Consider the following 19407-nt stretch of genomic DNA (forward strand, 5'->3'; position numbering starts at 1 on the left):
TTTTATCATACTATTTATTGCATACAATATTCTTTACCATCGAGTGAACAAAAATTTTAAGGCGGTGAATCATGATTAGTCAAATGTTAATGATTTTTACCTTGCTTACAATTTGGATTTCTCTAGCATGGGGCTTGGTAATTCTCTTTTCGGCAGTACACTTTTGGTTTAAACACAGTGATTTTCGTGTAGACACTTCGCCGCTACCTTATTATCCTAAGGTCACCATTGTTGTTCCTGCTCATAATGAGGATGTGGTTATTGCCCAAACGGCAAAAGCTATCTTGGACATGAATTATCCTCACGACCGTGTGGAATTGCTTCTATTTGCGGATAACTGTTCGGATAACACCTATGCAGAATGTTTGTCTGTACAAGCCATGCCTGAATATGCAGGAAGAAATCTGACTATTATCGACCGTACTGGTACGGGAGGAAAAGCGGGCGTTCTAAACGATGCTTTGGAGATGGCAACAGGCGAATACATCTGTGTCTATGATGCGGATGCCATGCCTGAAAAGAACGCCCTTTATTTCCTTGTCAAAGAAGTGATGAAGGACCCAGAACGTCATGTGGCATCTTTCGGCCGCAACAAGACTCGAAATGCCAATCAAAATTTCTTGACTCGTTGTATCAACCAGGAGATTGTTGTTACTCAGCGCGTGCACCACGTTGGGATGTGGCATCTCTTTAAAATTGGGCGTATCCCAGGAACCAACTTTATCATTCAAACCGACTTTGTAAAGAGTATCGGTGGTTGGAAAAATGGTGCCTTGACAGAGGATACCGATATTTCCTTCAAAATCATGCAGAGTGGTAAATTGATTGCCCTTGCCTATAATTCAGAGGCTTTCCAACAAGAACCTGAGACCTTAAAGAGTTACTATATGCAGCGTAAACGTTGGGCAAAAGGAAATTATGAAGTTGTTCTCTCGAACTTTAAGCATTTATTTGGCAGAGCAAACTGGCGCGTTAAACTAGAAGTCTTTAACTATTCTTGTGTTTTCTTTTGGTTTAACTTTGCCATTGTCCTATCGGATTTGATTTTCCTAGCGAATGTGCTAGCAATCTGCCTTAATCTTTTCTTCCCAGATGTCAGGGTTCCATTTGCTTTTGATGCGGACAATATTTACATCGCCCAGCTCATGCTCTTTAACTGGATACTCATGATTGGTCTCTATTTGATGCAAATTATGACAGCATTGGCAAGTCAATTTGGACAAGCTACTACAAAGCAAATCTGGTTGGCTTTGGCTGCCTATTTCACTTATGCACAGATGTTTATCGTTGTTTCCATTGATTCCATTTCTTCAATCGTTCTGGACAAGGTACTCCGACGAAAAGAAACCAAGTGGGTTAAAACCAAGCGATTTGCAGGATAGGAGGTTCTATGAAAACGAATAAATTAAAATATGTCTGGTTTGTGCTCATCCTTTCTATCTTTTGTTTAGCCTTGTTTTTAGTAAGAGGAAGGACTAAAATCGAGATGCGGAATCGAATTTACAGCCAATGGAGCCAGCAGTTTCTTGTTACAAAAGGCGATCAGTCTTATGTTCGTACGATGAATGATTCTGAGGAAACAACAGTTTTATCAGAGGCCCAAAGTTACGGCATGCTCATAACGGTTTTAGCAGCCCAAAAAGGGCAAGCAACACAAGCAGATTTTGATAACCTTTATCGCTATTACCAAAATCATCGTATCGAGGGAACGCAGTTGATGTCTTGGAAGCAAGTGATCAAAAATGATAGCGAAACGGTCGAGAAACAAAATGCAACTGATGGAGATCTCTATATCGCTTATTCTTTGATTGAAGCTGCCAAGCAGTGGCCAGATAAGGCGCAGGAATATCAAGAGCAAGCTAAAAAAATCTTAGATGATATCCTTAAATACAATTACAATGAAGAGACAGGTGTCCTAACAGTAGGAAACTGGGCCAACAAGGATTCCAATTATTATTACTTGATGCGGACGTCTGATACTCTTCCTCACTATTTCCAATCTTTCTATGATCTGACTGGAAACAAACAGTGGTTAGATGTTAAGGATAAGATGCTTGGGCAATTGGAGCAAATCAGTTCTCATTCTGAAACGGGCCTCTTACCAGACTTTATCTGGGCTGAGAAGTCTGGGGCACGTCTTGTTGATGCCAACACTATCGAATCTCAGTATGATGGAGCGTACTCTTATAACGCTTGTCGTTTGCCTTATCACTTGTCACAGAGCCAGGATGAAAGAAGCCAAAAACTCGTTCAAAAGATGATGGATTTCTTTATGAAAGAGCAACGTATCTATGCTGGTTATGACTTGAACGGAACGGCCCTCAATCAATACCAGGCAGGTAGTTTTTTGGCCCCTATTACCTATGCGTCTGACAAGGGAGAAGGTTATCTGAAACTTCTTCAACAAAATAAATACATTTTCACACAAGAATTACCTATAGAGAGCTACTATGATGCAACGATGATTACCATGATTGCTCTAGAGATGTTCTAGGATGAAAAGAGAGGGCTAGTTTTACTAGCTCTCTTTTTGATAGGATTTTCATCTTTTTTCAAAAAAGGAATTTCATCAGCTTTATGGTATAATGGAAAGAGTGATGGAAAAGAGGTAGAGAGATGGATGCGAAATTAAAATACAAGGCAAAGAAGATTAAAATCGTCTTTTTTGATATCGACGATACCTTGCGTACGTCAAAGACAGGTTTTATTCCAGCTACAATTCCCACTGTCTTTAAACAGTTGCGTGAAAAAGGAATTTTAACAGGAATCGCCTCTGGACGTGGTATTTTCGGTGTTGTTCCAGAGATTCGTGAGCTCAAACCTGACTTTTTTGTAACCCTAAATGGGGCTTATATCGAAGATAAAAAAGGCCAGGTCATTTATCAACATCAGATTGAGAAGTCAGATGTTGAGGAGTACATTTCTTGGACGAAGGAAGAGGGAATTGAGTATGGTTTAGTTGGAAGTCATTCTGCTAAACTCTCCACGCGAACAGAACTGATCAGTGAAGCTATTGATCCGATTTATCCAAACTTGGATGTGGATCCTAACTTCCATGAAAAAACGGATATATACCAGATGTGGACCTTTGAGGATAAAGGGGCTGATTTGCACCTACCAGAGTCTTTATCGGATAAACTTCGCATGGTGCGTTGGCATGAACATTCATCTGATATCGTGCCGATTTCAGGATCCAAAGCAACTGGTGTAGCCAAGGTGGTAGAACATATAGGCTTGAAACCAGAGAATGTCATGGTCTTTGGGGATGGTCTCAATGACTTGGAACTCTTTGATTATGCTGGAATCAGTATTGCTATGGGTGTTTCCCATGATAAAATCAAAGAAAAAGCAGATTATATTACAAAAACAGTAGAAGAAGATGGCATTTTTGATGCCTTAGAAGGATTTGGTATGGTAGAAAAAGAATTGCATTTCCCACAAGTAGACATTGAAACAGTAGAAGGTCCTCTTGCGACCATTAAAACAAATCACGGAGACTTGCGTATCAAGCTCTTCCCTGAACAGGCTCCTAAAACAGTGGCTAACTTTGTTGCTCTGTCAAAAGACGGTTACTATGATGGTGTGATTTTCCACCGAATTATCAAGGACTTTATGATCCAAGGTGGAGACCCAACTGGTACTGGTATGGGTGGTGAGTCAATCTACGGCGACTCTTTTGAAGATGAATTTTCAGAAGAACTCTACAATATCCGTGGTGCCCTTTCTATGGCCAATGCTGGTCCAAATACCAATGGTAGCCAGTTCTTTATCGTGCAAAACCAACATTTGCCATACTCTAAGAAAGAGATTGCGCGTGGTGGCTGGCCAGAACCAATAGCTGAGATTTATGCAGAACAAGGTGGAACTCCTCACCTTGACCGTCGTCATACTGTTTTCGGGCAGTTGCTAGATGCTGAATCTTTTGCGGTCTTGGATGCCATTGCAGCTGTTGAGACAGGTGCAATGGACAAGCCAGTTGAAGATGTAGTAATTGAAACGATTGAAATTGAGGACTAGAATGAAAATTGGTGATAAGCTGACTGGGCGTATTACAGGAATTCAGCCCTACGGTGCCTTTGTTGAGTTAGAGACAGGGGTGACAGGGCTGATTCACATCTCGGAGATTCGGACGGGATTTATTGAAAATATTTATGACATTTTAAAAATTGGCGATGAAGTCCAAGTTCAGGTGGTGGATTTTGACGAATACACTGGGAAGGCCAGTCTTTCTATCCGTACCTTGGAAGAGGAAAAACATCAATTGCCAAGACGGAGACGTTTTTCAAATGATCGGATCAAGCACGGTTTTGCGCCACTTGGACGTATGATGCCTGTTTGGACGCGTGAGGCATTAGAACATTTAAAGAAGAAGCCATAAATACGATTATCTAAATTGTTTGGACTATTAACATAATTTGATATAATGAAAGTATGAAAGAAGAACAATTATTAAAATCAGGAGAGCGAATCAACCAGCTCTTTTCGACAGATATCAAGATCATCCAAAATAGAGAGGTGTTTAGCTATTCGGTGGATAGTGTTCTTTTATCACGCTTTCCTCGATTCCCTAAACGGGGTTTAATTGTGGACTTTTGTGCTGGAAATGGTGCAGTGGGACTTTTTGCAAGTTCACGTACTCAGGCGCGGATAATATCTGTAGAAATTCAGGAGCGCTTGGCGGATATGGCAGAGCGTTCGGTTCAGTTGAATGGCCTGGAAGAGCAGATGCGGGTCATCTGCGATGATTTGAAAAATATGCCTGCGCACATTCAGGGAAGTAAGGTGGATATGATCTTGTGTAATCCGCCTTATTTCAAGGTGGATCCTCATTCCAATCTCAACGAGAGTGAACACTACCTCCTAGCAAGACACGAAATTGCGACGAACCTAGAAGAAATCTGTCGAAGTGCTCAGAGTATTCTCAAGTCTAATGGTCGTTTGGCCATGGTTCATCGTCCAGATCGGCTCTTGGATATCCTAGATATGCTCAAACGCCACAATTTGGCACCCAAGCGCCTGCAATTTGTCTATCCTAAACGAGAAAAGGAAGCCAATATGCTTTTAATCGAAGCTATCAAGGATGGATCGACGAGTGGCTTCAAGGTCTTGCCACCACTCATTGTTCACAATGATGATGGTTCTTATACGTCAGAAATTCAAGAGATTTACTATGGATCATAAGGCTTATATGTATGTGGTGGAGTGCCGTGACGGTTCTTACTATACTGGTTACACGACAGATGTGAAGAAACGCCTTGCCGTTCATAATAGTGGTAAGGGGGCCAAATATACCCGAGCTCGCTTACCAGTCAAACTCATCTATGTAGAGGGTTTTGCTAGCAAGGAAGAAGCCATGTCAGCAGAAGCTCTTCTCAAACGAAAGAAACGTCCACAGAAAGAACGATTTCTATCCGAAAATCAAGAGAAAAATCTAGTTAACGATATTGATGTCTAATGAGGAGTCCTTTGACTCCTCTTACTTTTGTCAAAAGAGGAAAAAAGTGCTAAAATAAGATGAATAAATTTAAAGAGGTATTATAATGTCAAAGATTCTAGTATTTGGTCACCAAAATCCCGACTCAGATGCCATCGGGTCATCTGTAGCCTTTGCTTATCTTGCAAAAGAGGCTTATGGATTGGACACAGAAGCAGTAGCACTTGGAACACCAAACGAAGAAACAGCCTATGTATTGAACTATTTTGGTGTTGAAGCACCACGCGTCATCACATCTGCTAAAGCAGAAGGTGCAGAGCAAGTTATCTTAACGGACCACAATGAATTCCAACAGTCTGTATCAGATATCGCTGAAGTAGAAGTTTATGGTGTTGTAGACCACCACCGTGTAGCTAACTTTGAAACTGCAAGCCCACTCTACATGCGCTTGGAACCAGTTGGATCTGCATCTTCAATCGTTTACCGCATGTTCAAAGAACACGGTGTAGCAGTTCCTAAAGAAATTGCAGGTTTGATGCTGTCAGGTTTGATTTCAGATACCCTTCTTTTGAAATCGCCAACAACTCACCCATCTGATAAAGTCATTGCTCCTGAATTAGCAGAATTGGCAGGCGTGAACTTGGAAGAGTACGGTCTTGCTATGCTCAAGGCTGGTACAAACTTGGCCAGCAAATCTGCTGAAGAATTGATTGACATCGATGCTAAGACTTTTGAACTCAACGGAAATAAGGTTCGTGTTGCCCAAGTGAATACAGTTGATATTGCTGAAGTCTTGGAACGCCAAGCTGAAATTGAAGCTGCAATGCAAGCTGCCAATACAGCAAATGGCTACTCTGACTTTGTCTTGATGATTACAGATATCGTTAACTCAAATTCAGAAATCCTTGCTCTTGGATCAAACATGGACAAGGTGGAAGCAGCCTTTAACTTCAAACTTGAAAACAACCATGCTTTCCTTCCAGGTGCCGTTTCACGTAAGAAACAAGTGGTGCCTCAGTTGACAGAAAGCTTTAATGGCTAATATTTAAGGAATATTTGGAACTGTTAATTTGACTATTTATAGAAAGTGATAGCATGATGCGATTGATTGAAGGACTACGCTTTTTGGTTGAGGTTGTGGCAATCCTTGGTCTTTTCTCCGTGTCTGTGATACAAATTTCTTGGCTAGAAAAATTCCTATTTTTTCTTCTAGCAGTTCTATTAATCTTATTTTGGGCGCGATATATGGCACCAAAATCTCCACATGCTTTTAAAAAATGGCATCGCCTCATTGCTGAGATATCGATTTTTATTTTAGTTAGTGGTAGTTTTTGGTATTTGTATGGATTGCAAATAGGAATCTTCTACTTAGCTCTTTCTTTTGGAAGTTTGGTGCTACTTTATTATTTTCAGCTAGAGTGATTCTTATAATATAGTTAATGAATTATTTAAATGGTAATTATTTGACTAGAGATTGACACGGGAAAACGATGTTTTCCTTATAGCTAAAGGGGTTTCGGCTCCTTTTTTTCTAGGAGAGAAAGATGTTAGAAAATGGTGATTTGATTTTTGTGAAGGATCTTTCAGATATGGGGCAGGCTATCCAGGCTTCTACTGGGAACTATAGTCATGTAGCCATCTTTTTGGACGGTTTCATCTACCATGCTAGTGGGCAAGCAGGTGTCGTCTGTCAAAAACCGGCTGAATTTTTTGAACCGACTCATCTTTACGACCTTTATGTCTATCCAAAGCTGGAAGCTGACTTGGTAAAGGAGAGAGCTAGCAAACATTTAGGTGCCCCCTATAATAGCTCGTTTTATCCAGATGGTTCTGGCTTTTACTGCTCCCAGTACATCGCTGAAATCCTACCGATTTTTGAGAGCGTATCGATGAAATTTGGGGATGGAGAGCAGGAGATTAGTGATTTTTGGAGGGACTATTACAGGAAACTCGAACTTCCTGTGCCCCTGAATCAACCAGGGACCAATCCTAGTCAACTAGCAGCATCCCCTCTTTTAGAATGTAAAGAAAGGAATCTTCATGATTCAGATTTTTAATCCCTCTCGTTTGACTCGGCAGCCATTTTTTATAGATTTGGTGGACTATCTGGACCAGCATGACGATGTGATCCTTCGAGAAATCAAGGCCCAGTTTCCAGATGTAGCAGTTGATAAACTCATGGAAGAGTATATAAAGGCAGGCTTGATCCGAAGGGAAAACAAACGTTATTCCCTTAATCTCCCTTTTCTAGAATCAATGGACAGTCTGGTCCTTGACCAAGAGATTTTTGTCAGAGAGGATAGTCCAGTCTATCAAGCTTTGCTGAAAAAGACTTTTGAGACAGAATTGCGCAATCAAACCAATGCAGCCATTTTAGTCGAACATACGGACTTTGCAAGAGAAAAGATGACCTTGTCCAATTATTTCTACAAGGTCAAGAATCAATATCCTTTGACAGAAAAACAGCAAGAACTCTATGCCATTTTAGGAGATGTCAATCCTGAGTATGCTCTCAAATATATGACGACGTTTTTGCTCAAGTTCCTCAAAAAGAACCAGCTTATGCAGAAACGGCGTGATATCTTCGTTGAGAGTTTAGTCGTCTTGGGTTATATTGTTCAAAACGAAGAAGGGAAGTATGAGTTGGCTGTTGATTTCGACAAGGAACGCTTGATTTTCTATTTGTCTTAATTGCTTGCTTTTGAGCAGATTGTTTGACTTTACTAAAGAATAAGCATAAACTAAATGTAAGCGATAACGTTTATCGTATTAAAAGCAAAGGAGACAGAGCTATGTCACTTGAAAATAAATTGGATCAAGCAACTGGTGCTATCAAAGAAGGATTTGGGAAAGTTACTGGTGATAGCAAAACTGAAGCAGAAGGTGCTGTAGAAAAAACAGTTGCCAAAGCAAAAGAAGTTGTAGAAGATGCTAAAGGTGCTGTAGAAGGTGCCGTTGAAGGTCTTAAAAATTCATTTAAAAAAGAAGACTAAAAAAATCAAGGGAATGTTTCCCTTGATTTTTTTTATAGATAACGTTCTGCGATAGCTGCGTCTCCAGGATAGTCTTCTTTCTTTCCTTGGACGATTTGGTAACAATCAGCTCCCTTGCCTGCAATAATCACAGCATCGAGTTCTCGATTTGTGATGGCCATGGCTGCCTTGATGGCTTCTTCACGATCGGCAATCTTTTCAACAGGATGACTGATATAGCTACTGATTTCTTCAGCAATGACCATTGGATCCTCATAGTTGGGGTCATCAGCGGTGAGAAAGACATGAATCTCAGGGTGTTGATTGAGGAGGAGTCCAAAGTCTTTGCGACGACTTTCACCCTTGTTTCCAGTCGAACCGAGAACCAGAGCAATCTTTCCAGTTTGATGAGTTTCAACAACAGAAATCAGTTTTTTCAGACTGTCACCATTGTGGGCGTAGTCGATGAAGACCTTGGCTCCATTTTTCTGAGTGAGAACTTCCATACGTCCAGGGACGCGGGTTGCAGCGATCCCTTTTTTGATATCTTCAAGACTGGCACCTAGACGAAGACAGGCAAGTCCTGCAGCAACTGCATTTTCTTGGTTAAAGTGGCCGATGAGTTGGATATCATAATCACCAGCGAGTTTACCTGTAGCGGAAAAGCTAAAGGCTTTGGAGTTCTCGATTTGGTTACTTGACTGGCTACCATAGAAGTCATGTTCTTGATCTTCCACTTGTTCTTTCAATACAGAAAAATGGTCCATGTCGCTATTAATGACAACTGCTCGGCTATTTTTCATCAAGAGACGTTTGTGGTAGAAGTAATCTTCAAAGCTTGGATGCTCAATCGGACCGATATGGTCAGGAGTGATGTTAAGAAAGACACCTACATCAAAGGTCAGACCATAGACTCGATGAACAAGATAGGCTTGGCTAGAGACTTCCATTACAAGATGGGTTCTTCCATTTTTAACAGCCTGAGCCATCATGTCGAAAAGATCGATATTTTCAGGCGTTGAGAAGGAAGATTTAAAGAAGGTCTCGCCATCCAAAGTTGTGTTCATAGTTGACAAGAGGGCTGTTGGGTAGCGTTGAGATAGGATGTGGTAAGCAAAGTACGCTGCTGTCGTCTTTCCTTTTGTCCCTGTGAAAGCGAGAATTTTGAGTTTCTTTTGTGGATTGCCGTAAAATTCCATCGCAATCAAACTCATGGCTTTTTTGATATCGTTCACAACGATGACGGGGATACCAACCTCGTAGTCCTTTTCTGCGACATACCAGGCTAAGCCCTGACTTATAGCAGATAGGAGGTATTCTTTTTTAAAAGCAGCGCCTTTTGCAAAAAAAAGAGTGCCTTCTTTTACTTTTCGACTGTCGTAACTGATGCTGTCAAAAACAACTTCACTGTAGTTGTAGTGGTAATGTCCTTGGTCAACAATCTCACGAAAAAGGCCATCTTTCTTTAAAATATCTAATACGGTTTCAATCTTAATCATACTTTCTATTATAAACTTCACGCCCGAATTTTACAAGTAACAAGGAAAAGTTTATAATGGAAGATAAGGAACTTTTCCTAGTTATCAAAATTGAATGAGGAAGCTATGTCTAACGAAAACAATCACCAGCAAGCCCAGATGTTGCGAGGGACTGCTTGGCTAACAGCTAGTAACTTTATTAGTCGCCTCCTTGGTGCTATCTACATTATTCCCTGGTATATCTGGATGGGGACTTATGCCGCTAAGGCCAATGGTCTCTTTACCATGGGCTACAATATTTACGCCTGGTTCTTGCTGATTTCGACAGCGGGTATCCCAGTTGCGGTCGCCAAACAAGTGGCTAAGTACAATACCATGCGAGAAGAAGAGCATAGCTTTGCCTTGATTCGGAGTTTCCTAAGCTTTATGACAGGCTTGGGCTTAGTCTTTGCCTTGGTCTTGTATCTCTTTTCTCCCTGGTTAGCAGATTTGTCAGGTGTGGGGAAAGACCTGATTCCCATCATGCAGAGCTTGGCTTGGGCGGTCTTGATTTTCCCATCTATGAGTGTCATCCGAGGATTCTTCCAAGGGATGAATAACCTCAAACCCTATGCTATGAGTCAAATCGCCGAGCAGGTGATCCGTGTTATCTGGATGTTGATGGCAACCTTCTTCATTATGAAGATGGGTTCTGGTGACTACTTATCAGCCGTTACCCAATCGACCTTTGCGGCCTTTGTGGGGATGGTGGCAAGTTTTGCAGTTTTGATCTACTTCCTTGCTCAAGAAGGTTTGCTTAAAAGAGTTTTTGAAACACGGGATAAAATCAATAGTAAGCGACTCTTAGTCGATACGATCAAGGAAGCCATTCCCTTTATCCTGACAGGATCAGCCATCCAACTCTTCCAGATTTTAGACCAGATGACCTTTATCAATAGTATGAAGTGGTTTACTAACTACAGCAATGAAGACTTGGTTGTCATGTTTTCTTATTTCTCTGCCAATCCTAATAAAATTACCATGATTTTAATCTCTGTGGGAGTTTCAATTGGGAGTGTCGGCTTGCCGCTGTTGACGGAAAACTATGTAAAAGGCGACTTACCGGCAGCAGCTCGCCTAGTCCAAGATAGTCTCACCATGCTCTTCTTATTTCTACTGCCGGCAACGGTTGGAGTGGTCATGGTAGGGGAGCCTCTTTATACAGTCTTTTACGGTAAGCCAGATAGTCTGGCCATGGGCTTATTTGTCTTTGCAGTTTTGCAGTCTACTATCCTAGGCTTGTATATGGTCTTGTCTCCTATGCTTCAGGCTATGTTCCGAAACCGCAAGGCAGTTCTTTACTTTATCTATGGTTCCATTGCTAAGATCGTCTTGCAATTGCCAACCATTGCTATTTTCCATAGTTACGGTCCCTTGATTTCAACGACTATCGGCTTGATTATTCCGAATGTCCTGATGTACCGAGACATCTGCCAGGTAACGGGTGCTCGTCGAAAGATAATCTTGAAGCGAACCATTTTGATTACCATCTTGACCCTTGTCATGTTTATCCTAGTTGGCTTCTTGCAGTGGCTACTCGGTTTTGTCTTCCAACCAAGTGGACGTTTTTGGAGTTTCCTTTATGTGGCTCTCATCGGAGGGCTTGGAGGAGGTCTTTATGGTTTGATGAGCCTACGGACACGACTCTTGGACAAGATAATTGGCAAAGCTCAAGCAGACCGCCTACGTACACGATTAAAAATATCGTAAAAAGATTTATAAATAAAAGTAATGAATTTAACCTTTCTTTAATAGAAAGGTTTTTATACTACATTTTTCTTAAAAAAAGAGAACTTTTTCTAAAATCAAGAGCAAAAAATATGCTTTTTTAAGTTTTTCTTCAGTAATCACTTGACTAAATAAAACTAAAGCTGTATAATAAGACAAAACTTTTAAACAGGAGGTTCTGGAAATGAAAAAGTCTAAGGCCAAGTATCTGACACTTGCAAGTGTCGTGTTAAGCGCAGGTATCTTACTGAGCGCATGTGGAAATTCAAGTAGCGCTACTAAAACATATAACTATGTTTATTCGAGCGATCCATCTAGTTTGAACTATCTTGCAGAAAACCGTGCAACAACCAATGACATCGTGACCAATTTGGTGGATGGGTTGATGGAAAATGACCAATACGGTAACTATGTTCCATCATTGGCAGAGGATTGGACTGTTTCTCAGGACGGTTTGACCTATACTTACAAATTGCGTAAGGATGCAAAATGGTATACTTATGAGGGTGAAGAATACGCCCCTGTAACGGCCCAAGACTTTGTGACAGGTTTGAAATATGCTGCTGATAAAAAATCCGAAGCCTTGTACCTTGTTCAAGACTCTGTAGCAGGTTTGGATGACTATATCAACGGGAAAACAACTGACTTTTCAACTGTCGGTGTTAAGGCGATTGACGACCAAACAGTTCAGTACACTTTGACACGTCCAGAATCTTATTGGAATTCTAAAACAACTTCAACCATTCTCTTCCCTGTCAATGCAGATTTCTTAAAATCAAAAGGGGATGACTTTGGTAAGGTAGACCCTTCTAGTATTTTGTACAATGGACCTTTCTTGATGAAATCTTTTGTTTCAAAATCTGTTATCGAATTCAAGAAAAATCCCAACTACTGGGATGAAAAAAATGTCTTTGTGGATGGTGTGAAATTGGCCTATTATGATGGTAGTGACCAAGATGCACTAGCACGTAACTTTGTAGAAGGAGTATACAGCTATGCGCGTCTCTACCCAAATAGCTCAAGCTTTGAAGGCATTAAAGAGAAGAACAAGGATAACATCATCTATAGTATGCAAAACGCAACTTCTTATTACTTGAACTTCAACTTGGACAGAAAGTCTTATAACTTCACGTCTAAATCTTCAGATATCGAAAAGAAATCAACCCAAGAAGCAGTTCTGAATAAAAACTTCCGTCAAGCCTTCAACTATGCTTATAACCGTACAGCCTATGGAGCACAATCTCAAGGGGAGGACGGAGCAACAAAGATTATTCGTAACTTGGTTGTACCTCCTACGTTTGTAAGTATCAACGGAAAAGACTTTGGCGATGTTGTTTCAGAAAAGATGGTCAACTATGGCCAAGAATGGCAAGGAATCAACTTTGCGGACGCACAAGATCCATACTACAATCCTGACAAGGCTAAAGCTAAATTTGCAGAAGCTAAGAAAGAATTGGAAGCTAAGGGTGTGCAATTCCCAATCCACTTGGATGTATCTGTAGACCAATCAGCTAAAAAAGGTGTACTTGAAGCAAGTTCTTTGAAACAATCCATCGAATCTGTTCTAGGAGCTGAGAATGTGGTTATCGATATCCAACAGCTATCAACAGATGACTTTGACAACTCTAGCTACCTAGCTCAAACCGCAGCTCAAAAAGACTTTGATATCTATAATGGCGGTTGGAGTGCTGACTACTTGGACCCATCAAGCTATCTTGATATCTTAAATGTCAATAACGGTGGTATGTTGCAAAACATTGGTCTAGAACCAGGTGAGGTCAATGACAAGGCTAAGGCGGTTGGTCTGGATACCTACACTCAAATGCTAGAAGAAGCGAACAAGGAGCAAGAACCAGCAAAACGTTATGAAAAATATGCTGAAATTCAAGCTTGGCTCGTTGATAGCGCCCTTGCAATTCCAAACGTTTCTCAGGGTGGAACACCGACCTTGAGAAAGACAGTTCCATTCTCATCACCATTCTCACAAGCTGGAAATAAGGGTGTCGAATCATACAAGTATCTCAAGTTACAAGATAAGACTGTAACGGCTGATGAGTATGAAAAAGCTAAAGAAAAATGGCAGAAAGAAAAAGAAGAATCAAATAAAAAAGCCCAAGAAGAACTGGCAAAACACGTTAAATAACCAGTCTATTCAACAGGAAAAACGATAGTTTCTCAAGGAACTATCGTTTTTATATAGTTTGAAACTATAACTAGCTCTTGAAAACAAGAAAATGAGTTAGTAAAAATAAGTGGTACAATAGTTACTATAGATTTGGAGGTATTGTATGAGCAAAGAACTACACATCAACACAATTTTGGCCCAGGCTGGGATCAAGTCAGATGAGGCTACAGGTGCCTTGGTAACACCGCTTCATTTTTCAACCACTTATCAGCATCCGGAGTTCGGTCAGTCTACGGGATTTGACTATACTCGTACCAAAAACCCAACTCGCAGTAAGGCGGAGGAAGTCTTGGCGGCAATCGAATCAGCAGACTATGCCCTAGCGACGAGCTCAGGTATGGCTGCGATTGTACTAGCTTTTAGTGTTTTTCCAGTAGGAAGTAAAGTCTTGGCTGTGCGTGATCTGTATGGGGGTTCTTTCCGTTGGTTTAACCAAGTCGAGCAGGAAGGCCGTTTCCATTTTACCTATGCCAATACAGAAGAAGAGCTTGTTGCTGAGTTAGAGAAAGATGTGGATGTTCTCTATATTGAAACACCAACTAATCCCTTGATGTTGGAATTTGATATTGCCAAACTAGCCAAACTAGCTCATGCCAAGGGTGCTAAAGTGGTGGTGGACAATACCTTCTACAGTCCGATTTACCAACGTCCGATTGAAGACGGTGCGGATATCGTTCTTCATTCTGCCACCAAGTACTTAGCAGGGCACAATGATGTTTTGGCTGGGGTGGTTGTGACTAATAGTTTAGAACTATATGAACAACTTTTCTACAATCTAAATACGACTGGTGCGGTCTTGTCACCATTTGATAGTTATCAGTTGATTCGTGGTCTCAAAACCCTGCCTCTTCGTATGGAGCGTTCTACAGCCAATGCCCAAGAAGTGGTTGCTTTTTTGAAGGATTCACCTGCTGTCAAGGAAGTGCTCTATACAGGACGTGGAGGCATGATTTCCTTTAAAGTAGTGGATGAAAAACGTATTCCTCATATTTTAAATAGCCTCAAGGTCTTCTCATTTGCGGAAAGTTTGGGTGGGGTAGAGAGTCTGATCACCTATCCGACGACTCAAACCCATGCGGATATTCCAGCAGAAGTGCGCCATTCCTATGGCTTAACAGATGACCTCTTGCGCTTGTCAATTGGGATTGAAGATGCTAGAGATTTGATTGCGGACTTGCGCCAAGCTTTGGAAGGATAAGATAGATATGGGAAAATATGATTTTACAAGCCTGCCCAATCGTTTTGGGCACCATACCTATAAATGGAAAGAAGCAGAAGCTGACCGAGAAGTTCTACCAGCCTGGATAGCAGATATGGATTTTGTGGTTTTGCCTGAGGTTCGACGAGCTGTACAAGCCTACGCAGATCAGTTGGTCTATGGCTATACTTATGCTAGTGATGCTTTGATTCAGTCGGTTCAGGACTGGGAAGCCACACAACATGGCTATCACTTTGATAAGGATGCCCTTGTCTTTATCGAGGGAGTGGTACCGGCCATCTCAACAGCCATTCAAGCCTTTACAAAAGAAGGAGAGGCTGTTCTGATTAACACACCGGTATATCCGCCTTTTGCTCGCAGTGTCAAGTTGAATAACCGCAGATTGATTACCAATTCTTTGGTGGAAAAGGATGGAGTGTTTGAGATTGACTTTGAGCAATTGGAGAAGGAATTGGTGGAAGAAGATGTGAAGCTTTATATCCTTTGCAATCCCCACAATCCTGGTGGACGTGTTTGGGAAAAGGAAGTGTTAGAACAGATAGGCCATCTTTGCCAAAAACACGGTGTTTTGTTGGTTTCAGATGAGATTCACCAAGATTTGGCCCTCTTTGGTCACAAACACCAGTCTTTTAATACCATTGATCCAGCTTTTAAAGACTTTTCCCTTATCTTGAGCAGTGCTACCAAGACCTTTAATATTGCTGGGACGAAAAATTCCTATGCCGTTATTGAGAATCCAAAGCTTCGTGTTGCTTTTCAAAAACGACAGTTGGCCAATAACCAACATGAAATCTCAGGCTTGGGGTATTTGGCAACAGAAGCTGCCTACCGTTATGGTAAGGACTGGCTAGGAGAGTTAAAAGAAGTCATCGAAGACCACATTAACTATGTAGTGGATGTTTTTGGCAACAAAACCAAGATTCAGGTCATGAAACCCCAAGGGACCTATTTAATCTGGCTGGATTTTTCTGCCTATAACCTAACGGATGAGCACTTGCAAGAGCTTTTGAAGAATGAAGCCAAGGTCATCTTGAACCGAGGTTTGGACTTTGGGGAGGAGGGAACCCTTCATGCCCGCCTCAATGTTGCCATGCCTAAAACAATTTTGGAAGAAGTTTGCCAACGCATCGTGACTGCTTTTGCCACACTTTAAGAATCGAGCCTTCTAGGAGAAAAGTCTTCCTGGAAGGCTATTTTCATAGGGGATAATATGGTATAATGAAGAGATAAGATAAAGGGGTAACTATGGCTAAATTGATTCCAGGAAAGTTGCGCATGGAGGGAGTCACTCTCTATGAGACGGGCAAGATTGAGATTATCAAGGAAAAAGGGAATCGCCTCTATACACGTGTAGCTGGAGAAGACTTGCGCTACAGTTTAGAGGATGATCTTGTTTTTTGCGCTTGCGATTTTTTCCAAAAAAGAGGTTACTGTATTCACCTAGCAGCGCTCGAGCATTATCTGAAAAATGATGAAGAAGGTCAGGTGGTTTTACAAACCTTAGAAAAAGGACATGAAGAGCAAGAAGAAGTTGAAACCAAGGTTAGTTTTGGTGGAAGTTTTTTGGAGCGTGTTCAACCTCAAAAACGAGAAGAGACTTACACTTTGTCGGCTCTAGGCCAGGTGGAAGCTGGAACCAATCGCCTCCTTTGGACTCTTCGAATCGGTTTGTTTGAGAGTCAAAAATATTATGTCATTCGTGACATCCCTCTCTTTTTGAAGGTCTTGGTCCATCGAAAGCCATATATGATTGGGAAACACTATGAAAATGACTTGTCTTGGGATGCTTTTGATACAGCTAGTCAGGAAGTTCTTACTTTTTTATGTGGCTTGATTGAGGAGGGACTGAGTCAAGAGCTCTTTTTCCCCAATCAAGGTCGTCACCTCTTTTTCCCTCTGACCTTTTTTGAGCAGGGAGTGGGGTTATTGATGAACTTGGAAGATTTTCATTTCGAACACCAGATTACTAGTTATGAAAATCTTCTCTTTCATGATTTAGATCCAGAAGCAAACCTTTTCTCTTTTTCCGTGCAGGAGTATCCCGATTATTTTGAGATGGAGATTTCTGAAAGTGAGCGAGTCAACGTATTCTATGGGGGAGCGGTTCTCTTTCGTAAGGGGAATCTTTATCTCTTAAATCCTAAACAAATCAGCCTCCTAAAGGAAATCAAGGAGCTTCCTCAGGAGGAAAGAGGGAGAAAATGCCTCCAGTTTGACAATAGTGATCGTGACCGCCTAGCCGCCTGTCTGCCTTTGTTTGGACAGCTGGGCACAGTTTCTGCTCCTGAACGCTTGCAAATCAGACCCTTTTCACCAATCTTTTACTTTGATAGGGAGGATGACGGCCGCATCCGCTTGAATATTCAGTTTGACTATGGAGATGTTAAGGTAACTAGTCGTCAACAGCTGGAACAATTACCATTTTCAAGCGATGCTGTCTTGGAAAACCAACTATTTCAAGTCTGTTTAGGGGCTGGTTTTGAGGCTGATTTTCAGTCTTGGAGACAGGCTTTGAAGCCAGAGGCAGTTTATTCTTTCTTTCACCATACGATTCCAGCTTTTGAGAAGTTGGGTCAGGTTTTCTTGTCTGATGAGATGAATCAGCTCTACAGCATCCAAGCTCCTCAGGTTCAGATTGAGTCCAAGGGAGGACTGTTGGAGATCCAATTTGATTTCCAAGGGATTGCCCAAGAAGAGATTGATCAAGCTCTTAAAGCCCTGACCAGCAATCAGGATTTCTATATCAGTTCTTCTGACCAAGTGTACTTTTTTGATGAGGAAACCAAGCAGATTCGTCAAAATTTGCAGGAACTGGGGGTTGAGCTAAAAGATGGTTCTTTTCAGGCTCGGAAATCCCTAGCTTATAGTTTGTCTCAGTTGTTTGAAGGTCAAGACAGGATCTCCTTCTCGGAAGAATTTCAGCATTTAGCTCATGATTTGACTCATCCAGAGGATTTTCCTTTGGGAGATATACGGGTGCAGGCGAGTTTGAGAGACTATCAGGAAAAGGGTGTCCGTTGGCTCCAGATGCTTCATCACTATGGCTTTGGTGGCATTCTGGCAGATGATATGGGACTGGGAAAAACATTGCAAACCATCGCTTTTTCGACCAGTCAGGTGACAGAAGACAGTCGGGTTTTGATTTTGGCTCCGTCAGGTTTAATCTACAATTGGGCAGATGAATTCAGGAAATTTGCACCACAGTTGGATTTGGCTGTCGTTCATGGTTTGAAAGCGAATCGAGAAGCAATTCTTTCTGAAAATCACCAAATCTATGTGACTAGCTATGCCACCTTTCGTCAAGACAGCGAGCTTTATCAAGAAATGGCTTTTGATTTTCTCTTCTTAGATGAAGCTCAGGTCATGAAAAATGCCCAAACAAAGATTGCTCAGAGTTTGCGCCAGTTTGTGGTGCCAGCAGTTTTTGCTTTGTCAGGTACCCCCATCGAAAATCATTTAGGAGAGTTGTGGTCTATCTTTCAAATTGTGCTACCGGGGCTCTTACCAAGTAAAAAGGAGTTTATGAAATTACCGGCTGAGCGAGTCGCGCAGTTTATCAAACCCTTCGTCATGAGGCGTAAGAAGGAAGAAGTTCTTACAGAACTGCCTGACCTGATCGAAGTCGTCTATAAAAATGAACTGGAAGACCAGCAGAAGGCCATCTATCTAGCCCAGTTGCAACAGATGCGAGACCGCCTAGCGCAAGTGACAGATCAAGAATTCCAAAGAAGTCGGGTAGAAATCTTATCTGGTCTCATGCGATTGCGACAGATTTGCGATACGCCAGCTCTCTTTATGGACGATTACCAAGGAGCCAGTGGTAAACTCGATAGTCTCCGAGATTTATTGCTTCAAGTGGCTGATGGTGGGCATCGGGTCTTGATTTTCTCCCAGTTCAAAGGAATGTTGGAAAAAATCGAGCAAGAACTCCCAGACTTGGGCTTGACCTCCTTCAAAATCACAGGTTCAACTCCTGCTCATGACAGACAGGAGATGACTAAGGCCTTTAACCAAGGGGAAAGAGATGCCTTTCTCATCTCCCTTAAGGCGGGTGGTGTTGGTCTCAATCTAACGGGAGCTGATACAGTTATTTTGGTTGACCTCTGGTGGAATCCCGCTGTCGAAGCCCAGGCTATCGGACGAGCCCACCGCATGGGGCAGGAGCAGATGGTCGAAGTCTATCGTTTGATTACCAAGGGGACCATTGAAGAGAAAATCCAAGAACTTCAAGAACAAAAGAAACATTTGGTTTCCCAAGTTTTAGATGGTACGGAGTCGCGTGCGAGTCTCAGTCTGGCAGAAATTCGTGAAATTTTGGGAATTTCTGAAGCCAGCACTTGAAAAATCAAGAC

The 19407-nt window shown here is 41.7% G+C and carries 17 protein-coding genes; 16 read left to right on the plus strand and 1 reads right to left on the minus strand.

The window, feature by feature from the left end; translation table 11 throughout:
• The first annotated feature begins 71 nt into the window (after positions 1-71).
• From M1G01_RS00995 to M1G01_RS01045, 11 genes are all read left to right on the plus strand, one after another.
• The gene (locus tag M1G01_RS00995; RefSeq protein WP_000625493.1) at positions 72-1382 is read left to right on the plus strand and encodes a glycosyltransferase family 2 protein; all 1311 of its coding nucleotides are present in this window, start codon (positions 72-74) and stop codon (positions 1380-1382) included.
• Between the two features lie 8 nt (positions 1383-1390).
• Positions 1391-2494, plus strand: a complete 1104-nt coding sequence (locus M1G01_RS01000) for a family 8 glycosyl hydrolase (protein WP_247930932.1) — start codon at positions 1391-1393, stop codon at positions 2492-2494.
• Positions 2495-2616: 122 nt separating this feature from the next.
• Positions 2617-4017: a bifunctional Cof-type HAD-IIB family hydrolase/peptidylprolyl isomerase gene (locus tag M1G01_RS01005; RefSeq protein ID WP_247930933.1), complete on the plus strand. Its 1401-nt coding sequence runs from the start codon at positions 2617-2619 to the stop codon at positions 4015-4017.
• A gap of 1 nt (position 4018) precedes the next feature.
• Positions 4019-4378 carry a S1 RNA-binding domain-containing protein gene (locus tag M1G01_RS01010; RefSeq protein WP_000689619.1) on the plus strand — a complete coding sequence of 120 codons (360 nt, stop codon included), beginning with the start codon at positions 4019-4021 and terminating at the stop codon, positions 4376-4378.
• A gap of 53 nt (positions 4379-4431) precedes the next feature.
• Positions 4432-5181 carry a tRNA1(Val) (adenine(37)-N6)-methyltransferase gene (locus tag M1G01_RS01015; RefSeq protein ID WP_049477468.1) on the plus strand — a complete coding sequence of 250 codons (750 nt, stop codon included), beginning with the start codon at positions 4432-4434 and terminating at the stop codon, positions 5179-5181.
• Complete coding sequence (locus M1G01_RS01020; protein WP_084874347.1) at positions 5171-5455, plus strand: GIY-YIG nuclease family protein; 285 nt, start codon at positions 5171-5173, stop codon at positions 5453-5455. Before M1G01_RS01015 ends, M1G01_RS01020 begins: the two co-directional genes overlap by 11 nt.
• 85 nt (positions 5456-5540) lie before the next feature.
• Entirely contained in the window at positions 5541-6476 is a 936-nt protein-coding gene (locus tag M1G01_RS01025; protein WP_070837304.1) for a manganese-dependent inorganic pyrophosphatase, read from the plus strand.
• 53 nt (positions 6477-6529) lie between these two features.
• Positions 6530-6856 (plus strand): DUF2568 domain-containing protein, encoded by a 327-nt coding sequence (locus M1G01_RS01030; protein WP_247930934.1) that lies wholly within the window; start codon positions 6530-6532, stop codon positions 6854-6856.
• 122 nt (positions 6857-6978) lie between these two features.
• Positions 6979-7491, plus strand: a complete 513-nt coding sequence (locus M1G01_RS01035) for a YiiX/YebB-like N1pC/P60 family cysteine hydrolase (protein ID WP_247930935.1) — start codon at positions 6979-6981, stop codon at positions 7489-7491.
• Complete coding sequence (locus tag M1G01_RS01040) at positions 7475-8125, plus strand: DUF1803 domain-containing protein (RefSeq protein ID WP_247930936.1); 651 nt, start codon at positions 7475-7477, stop codon at positions 8123-8125. The genes M1G01_RS01035 and M1G01_RS01040 overlap by 17 nt, the downstream gene beginning before the upstream one ends.
• 101 nt (positions 8126-8226) lie before the next feature.
• Positions 8227-8427 (plus strand): CsbD family protein, encoded by a 201-nt coding sequence (locus M1G01_RS01045; protein WP_000051178.1) that lies wholly within the window; start codon positions 8227-8229, stop codon positions 8425-8427.
• A gap of 32 nt (positions 8428-8459) precedes the next feature.
• Here the strand turns inward: M1G01_RS01045 and M1G01_RS01050 are convergent, their stop codons facing one another.
• Entirely contained in the window at positions 8460-9905 is a 1446-nt protein-coding gene (locus M1G01_RS01050) for a UDP-N-acetylmuramoyl-L-alanyl-D-glutamate--L-lysine ligase (RefSeq protein WP_247930937.1), read from the minus strand.
• 105 nt (positions 9906-10010) lie between these two features.
• Here M1G01_RS01050 and M1G01_RS01055 point away from each other — a divergent pair, with 105 nt between their 5' ends.
• From M1G01_RS01055 to M1G01_RS01075, 5 genes are all read left to right on the plus strand, one after another.
• Positions 10011-11633 carry a putative polysaccharide biosynthesis protein gene (locus M1G01_RS01055; protein WP_000064204.1) on the plus strand — a complete coding sequence of 541 codons (1623 nt, stop codon included), beginning with the start codon at positions 10011-10013 and terminating at the stop codon, positions 11631-11633.
• 202 nt (positions 11634-11835) lie between these two features.
• A complete protein-coding gene (locus tag M1G01_RS01060) occupies positions 11836-13794 on the plus strand; it encodes a peptide ABC transporter substrate-binding protein (protein ID WP_247930938.1) in 1959 nt (652 codons plus the stop codon).
• Positions 13795-13939: 145 nt separating this feature from the next.
• Positions 13940-15034 (plus strand): cystathionine gamma-synthase, encoded by a 1095-nt coding sequence (locus M1G01_RS01065; protein WP_181186811.1) that lies wholly within the window; start codon positions 13940-13942, stop codon positions 15032-15034.
• Positions 15035-15041: 7 nt separating this feature from the next.
• Positions 15042-16208, plus strand: a complete 1167-nt coding sequence (locus M1G01_RS01070; RefSeq protein ID WP_247930939.1) for a MalY/PatB family protein — start codon at positions 15042-15044, stop codon at positions 16206-16208.
• 92 nt (positions 16209-16300) lie between these two features.
• Positions 16301-19396 carry a pilus expression-regulating Snf2 family helicase gene (locus M1G01_RS01075; RefSeq protein WP_247930940.1) on the plus strand — a complete coding sequence of 1032 codons (3096 nt, stop codon included), beginning with the start codon at positions 16301-16303 and terminating at the stop codon, positions 19394-19396.
• Positions 19397-19407: the final 11 nt, after the last annotated feature.

It is taken from the genome of Streptococcus oralis (assembly GCF_023110055.1).
GTDB classification, from domain to species: Bacteria; Bacillota; Bacilli; order Lactobacillales; family Streptococcaceae; genus Streptococcus; species Streptococcus oralis_BY.

Excerpts from the sequence above, each read along its gene's own strand:
- M1G01_RS01070 (WP_247930939.1), top strand. The coding sequence starts at position 15,042 with ATGGGAAAATATGATTTTACAAGCCTGCCCAATCGTTTTGGGCACCAT.
- M1G01_RS01030 (WP_247930934.1), top strand. The coding sequence starts at position 6,530 with ATGATGCGATTGATTGAAGGACTACGCTTTTTGGTTGAGGTTGTGGCA.
- M1G01_RS01020 (WP_084874347.1), top strand. The coding sequence starts at position 5,171 with ATGGATCATAAGGCTTATATGTATGTGGTGGAGTGCCGTGACGGTTCT.
- M1G01_RS01045 (WP_000051178.1), top strand. The coding sequence starts at position 8,227 with ATGTCACTTGAAAATAAATTGGATCAAGCAACTGGTGCTATCAAAGAA.
- M1G01_RS01060 (WP_247930938.1), top strand. The coding sequence starts at position 11,836 with ATGAAAAAGTCTAAGGCCAAGTATCTGACACTTGCAAGTGTCGTGTTA.
- M1G01_RS01015 (WP_049477468.1), top strand. The coding sequence starts at position 4,432 with ATGAAAGAAGAACAATTATTAAAATCAGGAGAGCGAATCAACCAGCTC.
- M1G01_RS01055 (WP_000064204.1), top strand. The coding sequence starts at position 10,011 with ATGTCTAACGAAAACAATCACCAGCAAGCCCAGATGTTGCGAGGGACT.
- M1G01_RS01065 (WP_181186811.1), top strand. The coding sequence starts at position 13,940 with ATGAGCAAAGAACTACACATCAACACAATTTTGGCCCAGGCTGGGATC.
- M1G01_RS01005 (WP_247930933.1), top strand. The coding sequence starts at position 2,617 with ATGGATGCGAAATTAAAATACAAGGCAAAGAAGATTAAAATCGTCTTT.
- M1G01_RS01010 (WP_000689619.1), top strand. The coding sequence starts at position 4,019 with ATGAAAATTGGTGATAAGCTGACTGGGCGTATTACAGGAATTCAGCCC.
- M1G01_RS01000 (WP_247930932.1), top strand. The coding sequence starts at position 1,391 with ATGAAAACGAATAAATTAAAATATGTCTGGTTTGTGCTCATCCTTTCT.
- M1G01_RS01035 (WP_247930935.1), top strand. The coding sequence starts at position 6,979 with ATGTTAGAAAATGGTGATTTGATTTTTGTGAAGGATCTTTCAGATATG.
- M1G01_RS01025 (WP_070837304.1), top strand. The coding sequence starts at position 5,541 with ATGTCAAAGATTCTAGTATTTGGTCACCAAAATCCCGACTCAGATGCC.
- M1G01_RS00995 (WP_000625493.1), top strand. The coding sequence starts at position 72 with ATGATTAGTCAAATGTTAATGATTTTTACCTTGCTTACAATTTGGATT.
- M1G01_RS01075 (WP_247930940.1), top strand. The coding sequence starts at position 16,301 with ATGGCTAAATTGATTCCAGGAAAGTTGCGCATGGAGGGAGTCACTCTC.
- M1G01_RS01050 (WP_247930937.1), bottom strand. The coding sequence starts at position 9,905 with ATGATTAAGATTGAAACCGTATTAGATATTTTAAAGAAAGATGGCCTT.
- M1G01_RS01040 (WP_247930936.1), top strand. The coding sequence starts at position 7,475 with ATGATTCAGATTTTTAATCCCTCTCGTTTGACTCGGCAGCCATTTTTT.